14 protein-coding genes and 1 pseudogene are annotated in these 17,185 nt (G+C 57.5%); 8 read left to right on the top strand and 7 right to left on the bottom strand.

Annotated elements, in window-relative coordinates; all coding sequences use genetic code 11:
- The first annotated feature begins 907 nt into the window (after nt 1-907).
- The 8 genes from HX899_RS10355 to HX899_RS10320 all read left to right on the top strand — a co-directional run bounded on the left by HX899_RS10355 (nt 908) and on the right by HX899_RS10320 (nt 11,583).
- Nucleotides 908-1,861 carry an NAD-dependent epimerase/dehydratase family protein gene (locus HX899_RS10355; protein WP_138330287.1) on the top strand — a complete coding sequence of 318 codons (954 nt, stop codon included), beginning with the start codon at nt 908-910 and terminating at the stop codon, nt 1,859-1,861.
- Between the two features lie 31 nt (nt 1,862-1,892).
- Nucleotides 1,893-3,113 carry a glycosyltransferase family 2 protein gene (locus tag HX899_RS10350; protein ID WP_181292386.1) on the top strand — a complete coding sequence of 407 codons (1,221 nt, stop codon included), beginning with the start codon at nt 1,893-1,895 and terminating at the stop codon, nt 3,111-3,113.
- Nucleotides 3,107-6,109: a glycosyltransferase gene (locus HX899_RS10345; RefSeq protein WP_181292577.1), complete on the top strand. Its 3,003-nt coding sequence runs from the start codon at nt 3,107-3,109 to the stop codon at nt 6,107-6,109. Before HX899_RS10350 ends, HX899_RS10345 begins: the two co-directional genes overlap by 7 nt.
- A gap of 7 nt (nt 6,110-6,116) precedes the next feature.
- Complete coding sequence (locus HX899_RS10340; RefSeq protein ID WP_181292385.1) at nt 6,117-7,193, top strand: glycosyltransferase family 2 protein; 1,077 nt, start codon at nt 6,117-6,119, stop codon at nt 7,191-7,193.
- The gene (locus tag HX899_RS10335) at nt 7,186-8,940 is read left to right on the top strand and encodes an ABC transporter ATP-binding protein (RefSeq protein ID WP_138386846.1); all 1,755 of its coding nucleotides are present in this window, start codon (nt 7,186-7,188) and stop codon (nt 8,938-8,940) included. Before HX899_RS10340 ends, HX899_RS10335 begins: the two co-directional genes overlap by 8 nt.
- Nucleotides 8,937-10,061, top strand: a complete 1,125-nt coding sequence (locus HX899_RS10330) for a glycosyltransferase family A protein (protein WP_138386845.1) — start codon at nt 8,937-8,939, stop codon at nt 10,059-10,061. Before HX899_RS10335 ends, HX899_RS10330 begins: the two co-directional genes overlap by 4 nt.
- Nucleotides 10,061-10,207 carry a hypothetical protein gene (locus HX899_RS10325; RefSeq protein WP_173862967.1) on the top strand — a complete coding sequence of 49 codons (147 nt, stop codon included), beginning with the start codon at nt 10,061-10,063 and terminating at the stop codon, nt 10,205-10,207. Before HX899_RS10330 ends, HX899_RS10325 begins: the two co-directional genes overlap by 1 nt.
- A gap of 1,169 nt (nt 10,208-11,376) precedes the next feature.
- Entirely contained in the window at nt 11,377-11,583 is a 207-nt protein-coding gene (locus HX899_RS10320) for a hypothetical protein (protein ID WP_003542083.1), read from the top strand.
- Nucleotides 11,584-11,983: 400 nt separating this feature from the next.
- On the opposite strand, the gene HX899_RS10315 is transcribed toward HX899_RS10320, so the two are convergent.
- The 7 genes and pseudogenes from HX899_RS10315 to HX899_RS10285 all read right to left on the bottom strand — a co-directional run.
- Entirely contained in the window at nt 11,984-12,232 is a 249-nt protein-coding gene (locus HX899_RS10315; RefSeq protein WP_138330282.1) for a hypothetical protein, read from the bottom strand.
- 103 nt (nt 12,233-12,335) lie between these two features.
- Complete coding sequence (locus HX899_RS10310; protein ID WP_181292384.1) at nt 12,336-13,043, bottom strand: TfuA-like protein; 708 nt, start codon at nt 13,041-13,043, stop codon at nt 12,336-12,338.
- Nucleotides 13,040-14,248: a YcaO-like family protein gene (locus tag HX899_RS10305; RefSeq protein ID WP_138330280.1), complete on the bottom strand. Its 1,209-nt coding sequence runs from the start codon at nt 14,246-14,248 to the stop codon at nt 13,040-13,042. Before HX899_RS10305 ends, HX899_RS10310 begins: the two co-directional genes overlap by 4 nt.
- Before the next feature lie 42 nt (nt 14,249-14,290).
- Nucleotides 14,291-14,503: a hypothetical protein gene (locus HX899_RS10300; RefSeq protein ID WP_003561841.1), complete on the bottom strand. Its 213-nt coding sequence runs from the start codon at nt 14,501-14,503 to the stop codon at nt 14,291-14,293.
- A gap of 20 nt (nt 14,504-14,523) precedes the next feature.
- Nucleotides 14,524-16,371, bottom strand: a complete 1,848-nt coding sequence (locus HX899_RS10295) for a peptide antibiotic resistance protein (protein ID WP_138330279.1) — start codon at nt 16,369-16,371, stop codon at nt 14,524-14,526.
- A gap of 9 nt (nt 16,372-16,380) precedes the next feature.
- Entirely contained in the window at nt 16,381-16,806 is a 426-nt protein-coding gene (locus HX899_RS10290) for a helix-turn-helix domain-containing protein (protein WP_011653108.1), read from the bottom strand.
- 171 nt (nt 16,807-16,977) lie between these two features.
- A pseudogene (locus HX899_RS10285) lies at nt 16,978-17,178 on the bottom strand (hypothetical protein); the annotation flags it as partial.
- Between the last annotated feature and the right edge of the window lie 7 nt (nt 17,179-17,185).

Genomic DNA, 17,185 nt, shown 5'->3' with positions numbered 1-17,185 from the left:
CAGCGAGGTGACGAAAGCCACGCTTAGCGGATCCTTCGGTCGACGGGAACACTCCTCCGGCCTTCGCTATTTTACTCCAGTTTCCTTCTCCCGACGAATAAACTCTTTCGAAATATGGCTTATTCCGTTCGCGCTGGTCATATCACCGCCTGCGAAAAGCATGTCGACGTGTACGCCAATGAGTTGGTACTTCCGTTGGAACAGGCGAAGACACTTCCGGACGCTAAACCCGGCAAAATGTTACGCTATCCTTTGCCCGCCTGAAAAGGCGCGCGGGCGCCGTGGTTTGGATGGTCGAACTACGATGCCGCCCGTTTCCGCGCGCAAACTCAGACCAAAGTCCGACCCACCCCGGACTTCGTGCCCATACAAAACCTTCGATCACTGTAATAACAATAATATATTCTCAAGTAACGAGGCGAGAAGATGTGAGAAACTGGATCGACTTCATTGGATCGCATTTATGTAACGCCTTCTACTTAGAAAATGATATCCAGAAACTGGTTGTTGTTGAAAATCTTTGCGCCGGACCTTTCGAAAATATTGCGCACATTCGGGATGCCCGTTCTCACAGGCAACCTCAGCTCTCTGGATCCCGAACTCGTCGGAGAGGTTCTCGATACCATGCCGATTCCTTCGATCGAACCGCAAATGGTGACCGTCTCATGGAACGGATGGTCGAGATCGTGCAGGTCGTGATGATCGCGCGACGATCGGCTGTAGCATCCGGTCCGGCCCGGCTGCTCGTTATCGAGCGCGGCATCGGCAGAAACACCTTAAAGTAGGTACTTTTAACAATTAACATCAACAAGCGAGTATTTCTTAGAACTCTTCTAAATAATTGTCATGCATTACAGGCGATGCTAATAAGCAAGTAGCTTAATCTCAAGTCACGAGGCACGAAGCAATGAAAAGCGTATTGATTTCTGGCGGGGCTGGGTTCATCGGATCGCACTTGTGTGATCGACTTTTGCTGAGGACGGACATTCAGAAGCTGGTCGTTGTTGACAACCTCTGGACCGGGCTTTTCGAAAATATCGCGCACATCCGGGACCCCCGTTTCCACTTCGTGAAATCTGATGTCGAGACGCTGCAGACCTCGGATAAATTCGACGAAATCTATCACCTTGCGTCCCCCGCATCGCCGCCGTGGTACATGAAGGAGCCGAAGAGGACGATTTCCGCGAACCTTCTCGGGGCGTTCCGGCTTCTCGATGTGCTGAAGAAGGGCGGACGTTTCTGTTTTACCTCCTCATCCGAAGTCTATGGCGACCCTCTGGTGTCGCCGCAGCCGGAATCCTACAAAGGCCAGGTCGACTGCACCGGACCGCGCTCATCCTACGACGAGAGCAAAAGGTGCACGGAGTCACTGCTGTTCGAGATGCAGCGCACCCAGGGGCTCGACGTCAAGATCGTTCGTCCCTTCAACATCTATGGCCCGCGGACACGTTCCGACGATGGTCGCGCGGTCTCCAACTTCATCACCCAGGCGCTCTCGGGCCGCCCGATTACCGTGTTCGGCGACGGCCTTCAGTCTCGCAGCTGGGGCTATGTCGATGACGTTGTCGATGGTTTCGCGCGGTATTTCTGGATGAATGAAACCGACTATAAGGGGCCTCTGAACGTCGGCAATGATCGGGAGATTTCGGTTCTCGAGGTCGCGCAATATGTCTCCAGGCTCGTTGGCGGCCTGCCGATCGTCTTCGAGCCGTCACCGCCGCAGGACCCCACGAACAGACGGCCGGACTTGACCAATGCCCACTATGTCATGCCCGAATGGTCGTGCAAAATCACCTACGAACAGGGCGTGGCAATGACTCTCGACTGGTTCAGGGAACAAATGAGGCACGCCGCGGAATAAACCATGTCGGCTTTCGAGACTCGCGTCTTGGATGCGCGCGGCGTATGTTCACGGTGCGATTGAGAGAGTGATGATGCGAGAACCAATTCCGTCCGATCTGAAGGATATGAGTTTTCCCGTACCGATTCACTATCTCGATCTCGCCTCCTCTCGTCTCGATGCCGTTTCGCCCCCGATCTCCGATGGGCTCGTGGTCTTTCTGTCGGATGGTCTTCCCGTCGGACAGACCTATATCGAAAGGCCCGAGACGGCTGTCGCACTCGCCGAGCGTAATGTGCGGCCGGAGACCCTCGAGCATGCGCGTCATGTCGCGCAAACGCCGGTGCGCAACCGCGACGTCAGCATTCTGATTTGCACCAAGGACCGGCCGGAGGAGCTACGTCGGTGCCTGGCCTCGATCCCCAAACAGTCGCTCGGCCCCATCGAGATCATCGTGGTGGATAATGCCTCCGCCGGTGATGCGACACGTCGTGTGGTGGAGGAATCGGGCGCAACCTATGTGCGTGAAGATCGGGTTGGGCTGGATTATGCGCGCAACGCTGCGGTTCGTGCGGCGAGAACCGAATTCGTCGCGTTTACGGACGATGACGTCGTCCTCCATGAGCGGTGGCTGGAAAACCTGATGAAGGGGTTCGACCTGCCGGAGATCGCCTGCGTAACCGGCTTGGTCCTTCCCGGAGAACTCGCAACGCCCGCACAGTTTATCTTCGAAAAGCATTGGAGTTTCGGCAGAGGCTATCTGCGGCAGGATTTCGATCAGGACTTCTATCGTCTGCACAGGCGTTATGGCGCTCCAGTCTGGACGATCGGAGCCGGCGCAAGTCAGGCCTTCCGCCGCAAGGTCTTCGACGAGATCGGCCTGTTCGATGTCCGCCTGGATATGGGCGCTGCCGGATGCTCGGGCGATTCCGAATACTGGAACCGGCTCCTCCATCATGGACATGTCTGCCGCTACGAGCCGACAGCCGTATCCTGGCACTTTCATCGCAAGGATATGAAAGGGCTCGCCAAACAGATCTACCAATATATGAGCGGCCATATCGCGGCGCTGCTCGTCCAGTATCAGAATACCGGAAACGGCGGCAACCTCAGGCGCATCCTCATCTCCTTTCCGAAATATTATGCCGGACGGCTCCGCAAACGCCTACGCAAAGGCGCGACGTCGCACGACTTCTTTCTGAAGCAGGAGATGCTCGGAAGCGTAAACGGCGCTCTATACGTTCTGCGGCGATGGAAGAGGCCTGCATGGTGATCGCGGCAACGCCTGACATTTCATTCCTCGTCCCTGCCTATAACGCAGCCGATACGCTGGCTGAATGTCTTGCCAGCCTGCAGCAGCAGACGCGATCGAACTGGCAGGCCGTCGTGGTCGATGACGGTTCGACCGACCGCACCTGGGAGGTGCTTGAGGGCATCGCAAAAACCGACAGCCGCATTCTCCCTGCCCGTCAGCCGAATGCCGGCGCAGCGGCGGCGCGAAACCACGCCGCAAGACTGGCAGCCGCACCCCTGCTCTGCATGCTGGATGCCGACGACTGGCTGGATCCGACCTTCATCGAAAGCATGCAGCCGGCGGCTGGAGATGCATCTCCAGCCGTGATCGCCTATTGCGCCTACCGCCGCGTCGCCCCAGACGGCAGGCTGATGCAGGTAGAACAGGCGCCCATGCTGACGGGAGACGCCGCCAAGCGCGAATTCTCCTCCTTTTGCGCACTCGCCATCCATACGGTTGTGTTTCCCAGGAGCCTTTTCGAGCTTTTGGGAGGCATGGATGAGACCTTGCAGACCGGCGAGGACTGGGATCTTTGGCTTCGCATGGCCTTTGCGGGCGCAGAATTTCGCCGTGTCGACAAGTGCCTCGCTTTCTATCGCATGAAGGCGGACTCGCTCTCCGGCGATCCAACCAAAATGGTGCGTGACGCCATTCGCGTGACAACGAAGGCGCAAGAGCTGCAGATGCAACAAGGCTTGTCGGCCGAGGGGCCGGAGACAGGTTGGATCACGCCCCCCGTCAGCCAACTGCGCATGCTAGCCTGGGTCGTCGCGGCCAAGTGCGATCCGACTTTGGATATTGCAGCCCTTGCAGCGCTTCTGCCTGAGATGCCGGACGCCGCGGGCTACGAAAACTTTCTTGCCGGTGTAATCCTGCATGGCTTGCAGACCGGGCTCTCTACTGATCGGGCCGACGATCTCATTGATGTGCTCGATAAATGGCGGCCGACGGTCCTTTTGCTCATCCAACTGATTCAGAAACATTCCCTGCCTGGCACTGCGCGCAAGATCATTGAGGCCGCTTCTTGGCACATATCCGCCGCAAACCCTTTGCGGTCATTCGCCCTTGGCAATGTCCAGGTGGTCAGTGTCGCGCTCGAAACGCTTTCGCGAATCCCCAAGGCCGAACCAGCCGACACACTCATCATGCACGCCTTGTCCGGCGGACAACATGTCGGCTCCTTTGTCGGGCCATTCTGGGGCGATCTTTCGATCCGGGCGCAGATCAGGCTGATCATGCATGAGATGCAGGCAGAAGAACATCTGCAGATGCCCCCCACCCTCGTCTATATCAGTTCGTGGACTAGGGAGGCTTTACGCGGCTACAGAGCCTTCGGCGGGCTCATCATCCGGAATGGCCAACGGCGAGGACGTCTCGAACGAATTTTGGTGCGTATCGGACGCAAGGCTCTTCTTGCCTGCGTGCCAAGCGACAAACAAGACAACGACGCCCGACTGTCCGACATGCTACAAAATCTCCAACGCGGTCTGGCTCCGCGGTTCCGAAATCCCACCCGGTCGCGGCCCGACGAAAAAAAGGGGGGTGAACCCATTCGGTCGGAGGAAGATTACTGGGAGCATATCTTTGAACGCCCGGATCCATGGAACTACGTCTCCGTCTACGAGCAGGTTAAATATGCGCAGACGTTGAGCCTGATCCCGGAAGGGATCGAGAAGGCTCTCGAGCTCGCCTGCGCTGAGGGGATTTTTACCGAGAAGCTGGCGCGAAAGGTCGGCCAGGTGACGGCCACGGATATTTCCCAGCGGGCAATCGACAGAGCTGTCGAGCGGTGCCGCGACCATCGCAACGTCGGGCTTCGCGTGCTCGACTTCGTCAAGAGCGATGTTCCGCCAGAACAGGACCTCGTTATCTGCTCCGAAGTCCTTTACTACATGAAAGACGAGGAGATGCTTGGGGCGGTCTGTCAGAAGATGGCCGCAGCGGTGAAGCCGAATGGCTACCTGATCACTGCCCACGCACATATCCGCCGGGACGAACCCAATCGGACCGGTTTCGACTGGGACAATCCTTTCGGAGTCGGGACGATCAAACAGCTGTTAGCCGCACAACCTGAACTGGCCCTGGAAGAGACGATCGACACCGAACTTTACGCCATCCACCGGTTTAGGAAAGGCCCGGTGGCAGATCCTGTCCTGCGGGTCGAGCGGCATGGAACTCCGCTGGACGCGGATGTGGCAAAGCACATTATCTGGGGGCCGGCTGGTACTGAGCGTGGGGCGGCATGGACAACGGAGGTCACCACCTCGGTTCCCGTCCTCATGTATCACAGGATCGCAGAGGAAGGACCCGCAGCACTCCAGCGCTTCCGCACGCCGCCGGAGATCTTCCGCAAGCAGATGCAGTTCCTTCGGCGACAGGGCTTTTACACGGTGACGGCACAGACCCTGGCGGGGTTTCTGCGCAGCGGCAAGCCGATCCAGGGCCGGCCCGTCATGCTGACTTTTGACGATGCCTACTCGGATTTCCTGGAGGACGCCTTCCCGATCCTTGCCGAGAATGATTTCAGCGCTGACGTATTCGTCGTGACCGATAAAGTCGGCGGTCGATCAGATTGGGATTCTGCCTATGGAGAGCCTGCACCGCTGATGGCGTGGTCGCATATTCAGGAGTTGCACCAAAAGGGCATCAGCTTCGGCTCCCACCTCGCATCCCACACACCAGCCAGTGCGATTGATAACGAAGCCCTGCTGGCCGAAGCCATGCGATCGCGCAATGCGCTGCAAAGCCGACTGGGCAGCTCCGCGGAATCGATCGCACTGCCCTATGGCTCGACGGACTTCAGGGTCCCGGGCATTCTGGCGCTTGCCGGCTACGGGATCGGCTTCACGACACGACCGGCAAAAGCCACATTTTCCGATAATCTCTTCGCTCTGCCACGCCTCGAAGTCCGCGGCGATCGTCCTCTCGAAGCCTTCCCTGAACTGATGGGCCTGCCGGGAGCTTATATCGGATGACAATACCATGACTGGCGCAACGGCCCCTCTCATCACCGTGGTCATACCGGCCTACAATGCCGAGAAGACGCTTGCCGAAACATTGCAAAGCGTCTCTAGCCAGTCCTATGACAAGCTCGAAATCCTTGTGGTCGACGACGGGTCGCGGGATAATACCTTCGATCTTGCGAGCGACTACAGCCTGACCGATCGCCGTGTCCGTGTTCTCCGCCAGGAGAATGGTGGGGTTGCGCGCGCGCGCAACCACGGCATCGAGGACGCACGCGGCCTTTATATAGCCCCCGTCGATGCCGATGATTTATGGCACCCTCGCAAAATCGAACTCCAGCTCGAGGCACTAGGGAAATTTCCGGACGGACGTGGGGTCGCCTACAATTGGTATGCGGCGATCGACGAAAACGGCATCATTTTCGGTAATTCGCGACCAGTCCTGCATCAAGGGACTATCTTCGAACCTCTGTTGCGGGAAAATTTCATCGGCAATGGCAGCACACCCTTGATGCCGCGGGCGGACATTCTTCGCTGCGGCGGCTATGACGCCAGCCTGCGCGACAACGGCGCCGAGGGATGTGAGGATCTGAAACTTTATCTGGCCTTGGCCGAAACCTTGCCCTTTGCGCTGGTTCCCGATTTCCTGACCGGTTATCGCTTTACCAAGGGAAATATGTCCAGCAACGCCTACAGGATGCTCAAGTCCCACGCTCTGGTCATGGCCCCGATCATCACGCGTTACCCGCATTTTACGCGCGACATCCAGACAGCCGAATTCAACACCGCACGCTGGTATTTCAAAAAGGCGTTTCTCGGCAAGGACTTTGCCCAGCTCAAACAGCTGGCGCCGATGATGGTCAGAAAATATTCCTCGCGCCTCGTGGTCCATGGGGTGCAGCAGGGCTGGCGCCAAGCAAAACGCCTCTTGCGGACGGCAAAGCGCGTCCTCGGCAAATCTTCGGCGCGGCCGAAAGCCCGCCTCGGGAGCGCGCCCCCGCCGCAACCCGGAACAGCATTCAGCGATCGTTTCGTGGCCACGCCTGCCAGGGAGGCAATAAGCCTGACCTCTTCGCGGATGGTCGACAATGAATAGGTTTCGAAAGCCGCCTTCCGCTATGCCCGCAAGAGCCTACAACCTGGTCGTTGCGTCTCGGTTTCGCGAGCTTCGGCAACTCGTACCGGCGCTGCGGCTCAAGATGACGGTGATGATCATCCTGGGAATTCTCACAGGGTTCTCCGAAATGGTCGGCATCACCTTTCTGGTCAGCCTCGTCTTTCTTCTCGGGCAGCAAGGTCCCGTTTCCGGCTCCGCCGTGGCATGGCTTCCGGCGTTTTTTGGCGGCATCGACCTCAGTCTTTCGAAGCCTGTCCTGATCGGCATTCTTATCGGCTCCATCCTGTTCCGGATTTTTTTGGGATGCGCCAATTCGCTCATTGCAAGCGCAGTGAACCACCGGATTAGCGACCGCATGCGAGACCGCCTCTACGCCAAGGTCTTGACCATGCCCTTCCAGCGCTTTCAGGACTATGAGCGCAGCGACCTGATCAACGTCATCGCGACCGAATCCTATGCGGTGTCGTCGGCGCATGCCAGCCTCGTACGTCTGGGGGTCAATTTCGGTACGATTGTGATTTTCGGCGTCGGCATGCTGGTCATGGCCTGGCCGATCGCCTTGCTCGCGCTCGCCTTCGGCTTCATCCATAATTTTGTATTGGGTTTCTTTGCCGGTGCCTACCGCCGTCTCGGTGCCTCTGCACTGGCTGCCGTCGAAGCCTTGACACAGTTGAGCTGGACAACGCTACAGACTTTGAAGGCCGTCAAAAGCTTCGGCATGGAAAAGCGCCATCAACAACTCTTCGAGGCGCTTTCCAACGACGTCGGCCAGACCTGGCGCCGGTCGGACTGGATGGGAGCGATAACCTCGCTTCTCAGCGAAATACTGACCTTCGGGGTCATCCTGACGATCATTCTGTCCTCGGAATTCCTGCCGGTGGATTTCAAGGCAGCGCTCTCGGCCACGATCCTTCTTTACAGGCTTCAGCCGCATATCAAGGGATTTGATTCCCAGATTCTCAGCCTTTACGAGATGGAAGCGTCCCTGCAAAACGTACTGGCGCTGCTTTCGGAGAAGGATGACATCAAGCAGGCCTCGCAAGGGGAGAAGGTAAGCCGCCTGGCGGAAGCAATTGTCTTCCACAACGTCTCGTTCGCCTATGAGCGATCGAACGCGCCGGCAGTTCACGATCTCAGCTTCGCAATCAGAGCAGGCGAGACGACGGCTGTGACGGGGCCAAGCGGCTCCGGCAAAACCACAATCCTCAACATGATTCTCGATCTCAACCCGCCGACCCAGGGCCGGATCACGGTCGACGGCAAGGATCTGACAACCATCGACCGTTCCAGCTGGCTGCAACTGCTCTCCGTGTCGGGCCAGGACGTTGAACTGATGGAGGGCACGGTCCTCGACAACATCCGGTTTCGCCGCGATATCTCGGAGCAGGATATCCGCTGGGCGGCCGATGTGGCCTGCGCAACGGAGTTCATCAACGATCTGCCGTACGGCTTCGATGAATGGCTGGGCGACGAGGCGATCCGGCTTTCGGGCGGGCAAAGGCAGCGCATAGGTCTGGCGCGCGCGCTCGCCAGCCGGCCTCAAATCCTGCTGTTGGACGAAGCGACAAGCGCGCTCGACGAAGAGACCGAGATGCGGGTGTTTTCTGCGATGAAAGAAGACGCCGGCAGAACGCTCATCGTCGTTAGCCATCGACCCGCTGTGGCCAGGCTGATGAAGAATCGGATCGATCTCCGCCCTCCCGCTCCCACGTCGAAGCTCGGGTGACGGAGATGGATATGTCAACGATGTCCGGGATTCGGGTGGCCGTCGTGATCCCCGCCTATAACGCCAGAAACTACCTTGCCCAGACGCTCCAGTCCGCCATCGACCAGACCCACAGGGCGCTGGAGATCGTCATCGTCGACGACGGCTCGACGGACGACACTGCCTCGATCTGCCGCCATTTTGCCGCGAGTGATCCAAGGATCCGGATTGTCTCGACTGAAAACCGTGGCGTCGCCGCGGCCCGCAACACCGGGATTGAAGCATCGAAATCCGACTATATCGCCTTCCTCGATGCCGACGACCTATGGCATCGGACCTATATCGAAAGAATGCTTTCGGCTCTCCATCCCCTGCCGAATACCTGGGGTGCGGTCTATGCCCTTCACCGCCACATCGATCCCGAGGGATATTGCACGAGATCCGGTTCGTCACTGAACGCCAGGGACACCATTTTCAACCGTCATCTCGTATTCCGCTTCGTCGGCAATGGCAGCGGCTTCATGGTTCGCCGCGCTGTCATTGAGAAGATCGGTGGCTACGATTCTAGTTACGCCAGGCAGGGTATCGGAGGATGCGAGGATTTCGACTTCGAACTTCGTACAGCCGAGCATTTCAAGATCGAGACGGTGCCGTTGGGTCTAGTGGGATATCGTATTCACTCAGCAGCCATGTCTTCCGACAGGTCGCAAATGGCGCTATCGCTTCTGGCTGTGACCGAGCAATGTATCGCCCGCAATCCACAGCTTCCGACTTTTGTCGCCAATTGCGCCCGCGCGTCGGCGCATCTTTATGCATTTTCAAAATTTGCCGCTTTGAAAGATTGGCGCCGCGCCGCGACCTCGCTCAAGCACATTTATCATCATAGCCCAATGCTTGCTTCCGACGTCCTATACAAATTGATCCTTTCAAAAGCCGACAGAGCCGCACGCAGGACATTGTCCAAAGCCTGGCCGGTCAGGGAACAAAAGAGAAAGAATTTCAAGAAATTCGAAGAGATAGACCCGCTTGTCCCATTAGTTGGCGGTTGGTCACGCTTCAGGACGAAGGCATTGTTCAGGCGCTTGTCGGAGATCGATCGGTCCGGCGAATGCTCTGCGGCGACCTCGTCGCAGGAGGCTTGATGCCTGACGGCTACACGTCTGTCGGTGGCGCCAGCGCTGATGGCAGTTTTCGCTCGGCCGGTGAAACCGCTAAAGGTTTAACAACCCATCACCCCAATCGGCGTGGCGATTACTCCGCTATCTCTATTACAAACTTTGATGTTTAAGCAGAATAGCAATTAGTAAAAAAGCGAACGAATTATGAAAAAAGCAATCACCCCAATAATGATCTGTGACAATACCAAGTTTTACTGTAATCATGCTTGCGCACGTGCAAGCATTCCTACCGGAGGACCCGTCACCCACCCCGGCGGGTCCTCGACTTTGCTTTTTTTGGCTGGCTGCCAAATGCGACAGCCGTTATCGCTGCATCGGCATAAATAGATTTTACCTCGGATGGTGATACTATGCTGTTGAGTTCAGTTTGATCAGAAAATCCCCCATCATCGGAAAGTGAAGAGCAAAATTCGGGTTCTCTTCTGTCAATATTTCGACCATCGCCTCAATTCATCTCGGGGATGCTTTCGGATCCGCAATGAAATTGCGGAGAAAGAAATATCGTCATCAAGTCGAGATTATTATCGGATAGAACTCGATAAGTATCGCTGCCGCAGCGAATAAGAACAACGCCAATGATCACTCTCATAAGAAGATTTAATCGTCTTATAATTGAACTTTCAATACAACCATTGTCTGAAATTCATAATTTTACCTTTTGATAAACTTTTACTTGCTGCGCTCAATTATCGACCTCAACTTATTGTGCATACACTTTCAAAAGCATCGGCAGTACCTTCGACACGGGAACAGAAGATCTACGGAAAGCTACTTCCGGCGCCGGGTTCTCAACGACCCGGCAAATGCCTGCATCATCGGTGATGATTGTCACAGCCGATGGCCCCCAACAATCCTGAGACGGCGGCAAGGAGAAAGGTTGCCGGCGTCAAACAAGACTGCTGGATCAAAGCGTAAAATATTGATAAAAAAGGATATTTCTTAATTTTCCGTGACCTGCACCAACCCAATTCGGCCGATAGCATTCGGCCCGTCTTTTCAAAAGTCGGCATATGAGCCTGGGCTCGCCAATTGAAATGCCGACACAAAACTCAACCATGTAAGACATGCCTGTTCTCTTTGACGAGCCTCCCGATACGACACAAGCGATTGGTCGGGGCGCAGTTGACCTGTCCTGATTCAACACGCGGAGGCCAGTGAGATGGCTGACCTGTGTCGAAATGGTCGCACCTCGGCAGCGAATTAACCCTTCATAAAGCATTCGCTTGCTCAACTTATAATTTGTGTCATGGTCACTGTAAGTAGTGAGGGAGCCGACCTGATGAGTGATATAGCATCGCAGATTCCGGAATTTGGTTACGATGAGCGCGTGATGATCTGCCGGAAGCAGATCGAGAAGGCGGTCTATCAGTTCATTGCAAATACGAAGGTCGAGGGATGCGATCCGGCGGAAGTCGCAATGGCCATCGCAGACATTGCCGACGATTACATTCTGTTGCTGGCCCAGAAGCGCAACCTGACCCATTGAGATGAAGGGTCGGTCGCTAATCGGCTGGTCGTGCAGAAGACATTGAGTGCGAAATCGCGCCGCCTCCCTGCCCGGAGGCAACGTCAGCGAAGCCGCTTACCCCTCGCTTGAAACCATTCGTGAGACGGATTTCGAACAGCTTTTGAATGAAGCGCCAGCGGCCGGGAACAAGCCGGGCTTCCCTAACAATTGACCCGACGCGCCGAAGCATCGGCACATACCAAGCGTGCGTTTCAGCGTGTTATCTCACCGCGATTGAAATAAACGGCCCCGTTCGATTGATGACTGCTCGGCTGCGCGCAACCACACGAATAACCCCGAAAATCGAAGCTGATTTTCAGGGTTATCGCGAGTTTGAAGTGATGGAGCGTTCTCGGCGCGCCCTATCGGACGCGCCGTACTAATGACTTCTCACACTCACTTGCGGAACCGGGGAGCTCAATTCGGCCAGTTCTCTGGTCAAGCCCTCGCCGACTTCCTGCTTCACTGCCTCGAGCGCAAGGTCGAGGCAATTCGTCGCAAACGGCAGTTTGACATCCTGAGCCACCTGTCGCGCATAGGCGATCATCCGCGCCAACGCGACGAGCTCTTCCAGACCGTCTTCCGCCCCTTGGTCTGCTTCTATCTTGACAACCGATGTCACGCCCATGCCCCATTTCTCCAATGAATTGAAGAGATGATACGCGTGTGGAGGTGATCCAGCCCGTGAAAAAAGCGTGACACAACCCTCGGTGACTATTGCCGGTTTCGGTTCACAATGCAGGGCGCGTGGGGAATGAGGTGTCGTTCAGTTTCCAGGGCAGATCGGCAGTCGAGCGAATGTCGCGGACGTCCTGCACCACTTTCAATAATTCCAAGGCATCGATGCGTTTTTGATCGACGGCATTCGACAGAAGTGCCGCCAGCAGGCCCGCACGATCCGTCTCGGCCAGCCCTGCACATTGCTCGACGACCGCCCGCCACGTTCGCTTCTTGAAGAAGATCGCGCTTGCGGCATCTTCGAGCTGCTGGCGCAACCGACTTTCCAGCAGTCCGTGATCCTCCATCGCATCAAGCGTTGCGCTGACATTGACGAGCGGTACCGTCAGCGGCTTGCTGCCCAGCGCGCTCGGCGCGTGCGTGAGCGCGACGGCGGCATCGTCGACCAGCCGGCCGGTGCGATAGTCTTCGAAAATGCGCCCGATCCCGATCATACCGAATGGATGGCATTCGGCAGCGCGCAACGCGCCCATGCTTGCCGCCCCGAGAACCGCGACGCCGAGCGACAGAGCATGGAGAATTTCCTTGTGCCAGACCGGTGCGGCATATTCGAAGCAGCCGTCGATCAGGCCGATGACATTGGCACCCTGCTCCACCGCCGCCAGGACATCGCCTTGCGTGGCAGGCGGCAAGACGCGTATCCGCTCGCCGGCAAGCGACGCCGCATCGGGAAGACTGGGACCTGAGAAAATGAGCTTCAAAACCCTATTGCCCTGGCAAGCGCCCTCGTTCCAAACCGCCGGGCGCGCTCCCCCTCCGGATTTTCGAGCTCAGGAATGACAATCTTGACAACACTGAACGGAAGCGTGTCCTTGCTGAGGCGCACGGCGATGACCGAAACGATCCGCCTGTTTCTGAGCGCGTCGAGCACATGCTGCAGCAACTGCGCCAGATCCTGTTGCCGATGTCCTGCCACCCCGTCACTGCCGATGGTGGCAGCGGGTGGTGCGGCAACCACAGCGAAGGCCTGCCGCATCAGCGGCGGCAGGCGTCTTGAGAAAGTTACAGGAGAAATATCGTCCCTGGCTCCGCTGATATAGGTCAGCCGGGATTGCACGGCTTCCGTCACCGCCCGAATGGCCGCACGGACGGGAGACGGATGAGCCCCGGTACCGCCGGTCACTTCGACGAGGCGAATGTCCCCAAGCCTAATATCCCCGGTGCCGTGAAGATCCCGGGAACCCAGAAGGAGGTCCCCAGGGCCCAGCATGGCGGTGAAACAGGGGATCCCGATGTCGCTGGTGATATCGAAGAGCCTGAGCGCCAATCCCGAGGTTTCGATCTTGTCGATCAACCCGTCCAGGGCGCCGTCCTGAAAGCCGCGGGGATCGGTGCAGCCGGCATAACGATCCGCTTCCGCGCCCACCTGCCACAACACATGGGCGTCACGCTCGATACGCTCCAGGACGCCGTGCAAGATCGCCTCCTCGACATTGTTTCCCGAGGCCAGGCCATCCGACGACATCCAGTATCGCGCGTCACGTGTGCGGTCGAGCACCACCGCTTCAAAGGGGATATAGACCTCCTCGTCGGTGAGGATATTGACGCCGGCAACCCATTCCGCCTCTTCGTCCGGTCCGAGATCGGGTTTATGAAGAGCGGTCAGGCAGTTCAGCGCGTCGGTCTTGTGCCCCATTGCCTGCAGATGGGAAGAGCTGCCCTGGACGAGATCGACGGAGGGTTCGCCGGCGACCGCCCGTTCAAGGGCTTCCATGACGGTAGATACTTTGGCATCGAGATCGGTCAGGCCCTTTCCCTGGGCAATCACGATCGAGCGGGAATTCGGGGCGTATGCGCACCAGACGGGGATTCCGATATCGTCCAGTCCGGTATGTCGCGCAACCCTGGTGATGCCGAACCCGGCCAAAAGAGGTTCGACGCGGGAAAGGGTTTCCCGCGGCGACATGACCCTGTCTGAATATATGGATCGATGCGTCAGAATGCCGGCTCAGCCGTCGACGTGACCGGAAAGGGCAACCTGCGCCGAGGAAACCGCGACGGCGAGGTCGACGCCCTTCACGAATGTGCCGCCGGCCTTGCGCAGGCCGTTTGCAGTCGCCAATTCCCCCGTCGGATTGAGAGGCTTGACCGTACCCGCGTCGAGATCGGCAAGCCAGAGACCCGCCTCACCAGGTATACCTATAATGACAGCTTTCGCCATGTAATGCCCCTCAGCTATTGTTAAAAACCGGCCTTCAGCAGGCCCTCTCGATAAAGCTCTTTTTGCCAATCTTCCTTGAAGGGAACGATGGCGAGCCACTTCTCGACGTCGAAGACCGGGTTGATGCTTTCGGCTCGTTGCCGATGGAATAGCGCCCGTTTTCGATCGCCGATCATTGCGCAACTGGCCGCGGCGATTCGATGGGCCGGCGCTTTGTCTTTCATCGCCTCAACATAGGCGATGGCATCCTCGTACTGTTCCAGGAAGAAGCTCGCTCCCGCAGCGCACCAGAGGTAGGCGTCAGGCGCGATCGGATTGAGCGAAATCGCTCTTCTGATCTTGGCGAGCGCGTCGCCGGGGCGGGATGCATGCACGAGCGTGTCGGCATGGCTGTAGATGACATCGGCAAAATGCGGGCTGAGTTGCTCCGCCAGATCAAGTGCGGCAACACTGGCATCGACATCGCCGAGATAGAGTTTGGTGACGCCAAGCTCGCGATGGCCCGCCGCCGAGGCCGGATCCCGCTCGATGGCCCGAAGCGCGTTCTGCTCCGCCAGATGCAGCAGCTCATTGTTTCCCTGCGCCGTCACGAGCCACTCGCTGGTGAAAGTTCTCGCCAGCCCGGTAAATGACGGAGAGAAATCCGCCTTATGCGACAGCGACTGCTTGAAAGCTTTTCGGGCCCGGCGGATATGTGGCAATGTCAATTTGCTCATCAGGCTCGAGCCGACCAGATAGGCGTGATAGGCCTCAGGATTGGCTTCGAAGCGTAAGCGCTCTTCCTCGTTTTCAGCCAGCTCGCGGGCCACAGACATGGTCAACTGCTGCGCGATCAGCCGTCTCTGACGCGGCAATATATCGGGCGTCATCGTAAAGCGATTGGCCCAGATGATCTCGTCCGTGGGAAAATAAACCAGCTGGGCGAACAATCCCTCTTCGGAAAGCCGTGTATCCAGAAGATAGGCGATCGAGTGACGGGCGACCACGGCAGCCTTCTCGGAGTCGCGGCGGATCTGGCCGGCCGTATGGGGCGCTACGATGGAAATGTTTCGGAGCGCGCAGAGTTCGATCGTCACGTCTTCGATCAGGGCGTTGGCAAGCGCAAGCCCGGCATCGGCATGTTTCGATGTCGGGGGAAGCAGCACCAGCCGAGGTAGGATCAGCGGCGCCTGCGATACGCGTTCGATGTCGGCAGTTGTCTCACCGCCGGCCTCGGAACGCTTCACCTGCACCCTGGCATGGCCGTCGCCGTTCGGCAATCTCTCGCTGAGGGACGAACCGCCGGATAGCCGGTGCAGCAAGGCTCTGACCTGCTCGTCATTCGGATCCCGTTCGAGGATCTGCAGGGCGGCGCCGGAAATGGAGCGCGCAGCGCCGGGCTTTTGCGCATCCGGCAACGCATCCAGCAATGCCTGCCGCAATTGCAGCGCCTGGGCGTCCCGTTGCGCTCTGATCCAGGCGTCTATCAGCTTTGTCGCTGGTTTGATATTTCCGATGAACCCACGCTGGGTCAGTTCGGCGATCGCGTTCAGCCGCTCCAACGGCGAACCGCCGGCCCGAAAAATATCCAGATCGCTGGAAACCGCCTGCGTGTTGAGGCGAACCGTGGTGGCGGTGAAATCGAAGGGAATTTCGGCGCGTCCGCCGTCTGTCTCGCGGATGCGGGAAAGCAGCTTGCGCAGATTGAGCCGCGCCAGCTCGGGTTCGACGTCATTCCATAGAAACTGAGCCAATTCATAGCGGCTGAGTTCATGGCTCGCGCCGGCATAGAGATGGGCCATCATCAACAGGCCCTTGATCGGATAGCGAACCGGGTCGCCATTCGTCTCGATCAACCGCAGATCGCCGAATGTCTGCAGGTGGAGCACGATCCGTCCTCAGCTGTTCACAACCGAATCCTGCAGCTCACTGTCGCTGTCAGGCAATCCCGCGACGGCCAGGCTTTTGGCCAACGCCACCAGCTTTTGCCTGATATTCGGGTCTTCGATGGCGATGAATGCCTTGTTGAGCGCCAGCCCCTCCTTCGAGGACAAAAAGCTGTTCAATTCATTCGTCGCGCCGTCGATCGGTCCGGAGCCGCCGTTCTCGAAGAAAAAGCCGACGGGCACACGAAGAATCTCGGATATGCGCTGAAGACGGCTGGCGCCTATTCTATTCGTTCCCTTTTCGTATTTCTGGATCTGCTGGAAGGTAATACCCAGAAGTTCGGCCAAGCCGTTCTGGGTCATCCCGAGCGTCTTTCGCCGAACGCGCACGCGGTTGCCAACATAGACGTCAATCGAATTCGGCGATTTAGCCTTCATGTGAATAAGTCTCCCGCTTTATCAGCACGCCCGGCTGTATAATGGAGAGTTTAAGCAAGAATGCAACTAAAAGTAAATATTTCGTAAGGATTTTTTTTAGCAGCGCACACAGTAAAAACAACCTGTGGATTATCGCTGCAGCGCCATTTGGCGCGGGTGCACCTGCGTTCTCTATCGCGCACTTCGCAGCCAGCGAATGCTATCCGAAATCACTGCCGCTGCAACACCCTCTCTGAGAGGTTTTTGCGCAACGGCGATCATCGACTTGGCGAAAACGGGAATTCCTCCGACATACTCAAAACAAACATTGTCGAAGCCGGCATCCAGCAGCAGCATGCTCAGCGTGTTTTTCGACCAGAACTTGATATGCCCAATGACG

The organism is Rhizobium sp. WYCCWR 11146 (genome assembly GCF_013591995.1).
In the GTDB taxonomy this organism is placed as follows: Bacteria; Pseudomonadota; Alphaproteobacteria; order Rhizobiales; family Rhizobiaceae; genus Rhizobium; species Rhizobium indicum.
Note: the sequence above shows the minus strand (reverse complement) of the source record. Positions and strands in the feature narration are given on the sequence as shown.

What these genes read in the sequence shown, in the direction of transcription:
- HX899_RS10355 (WP_138330287.1), top strand. Translation starts at nt 908, where the DNA reads ATGAAAAGCGTATTGATTTCTGGCGGGGCTGGGTTCATCGGATCGCAC.
- HX899_RS10350 (WP_181292386.1), top strand. Translation starts at nt 1,893, where the DNA reads ATGCGCGCGGCGTATGTTCACGGTGCGATTGAGAGAGTGATGATGCGA.
- HX899_RS10345 (WP_181292577.1), top strand. Translation starts at nt 3,107, where the DNA reads ATGGTGATCGCGGCAACGCCTGACATTTCATTCCTCGTCCCTGCCTAT.
- HX899_RS10340 (WP_181292385.1), top strand. Translation starts at nt 6,117, where the DNA reads ATGACTGGCGCAACGGCCCCTCTCATCACCGTGGTCATACCGGCCTAC.
- HX899_RS10335 (WP_138386846.1), top strand. Translation starts at nt 7,186, where the DNA reads ATGAATAGGTTTCGAAAGCCGCCTTCCGCTATGCCCGCAAGAGCCTAC.
- HX899_RS10325 (WP_173862967.1), top strand. Translation starts at nt 10,061, where the DNA reads ATGCCTGACGGCTACACGTCTGTCGGTGGCGCCAGCGCTGATGGCAGT.
- HX899_RS10320 (WP_003542083.1), top strand. Translation starts at nt 11,377, where the DNA reads ATGAGTGATATAGCATCGCAGATTCCGGAATTTGGTTACGATGAGCGC.
- HX899_RS10315 (WP_138330282.1), bottom strand. Translation starts at nt 12,232, where the DNA reads ATGGGCGTGACATCGGTTGTCAAGATAGAAGCAGACCAAGGGGCGGAA.
- HX899_RS10305 (WP_138330280.1), bottom strand. Translation starts at nt 14,248, where the DNA reads ATGTCGCCGCGGGAAACCCTTTCCCGCGTCGAACCTCTTTTGGCCGGG.
- HX899_RS10300 (WP_003561841.1), bottom strand. Translation starts at nt 14,503, where the DNA reads ATGGCGAAAGCTGTCATTATAGGTATACCTGGTGAGGCGGGTCTCTGG.
- HX899_RS10290 (WP_011653108.1), bottom strand. Translation starts at nt 16,806, where the DNA reads ATGAAGGCTAAATCGCCGAATTCGATTGACGTCTATGTTGGCAACCGC.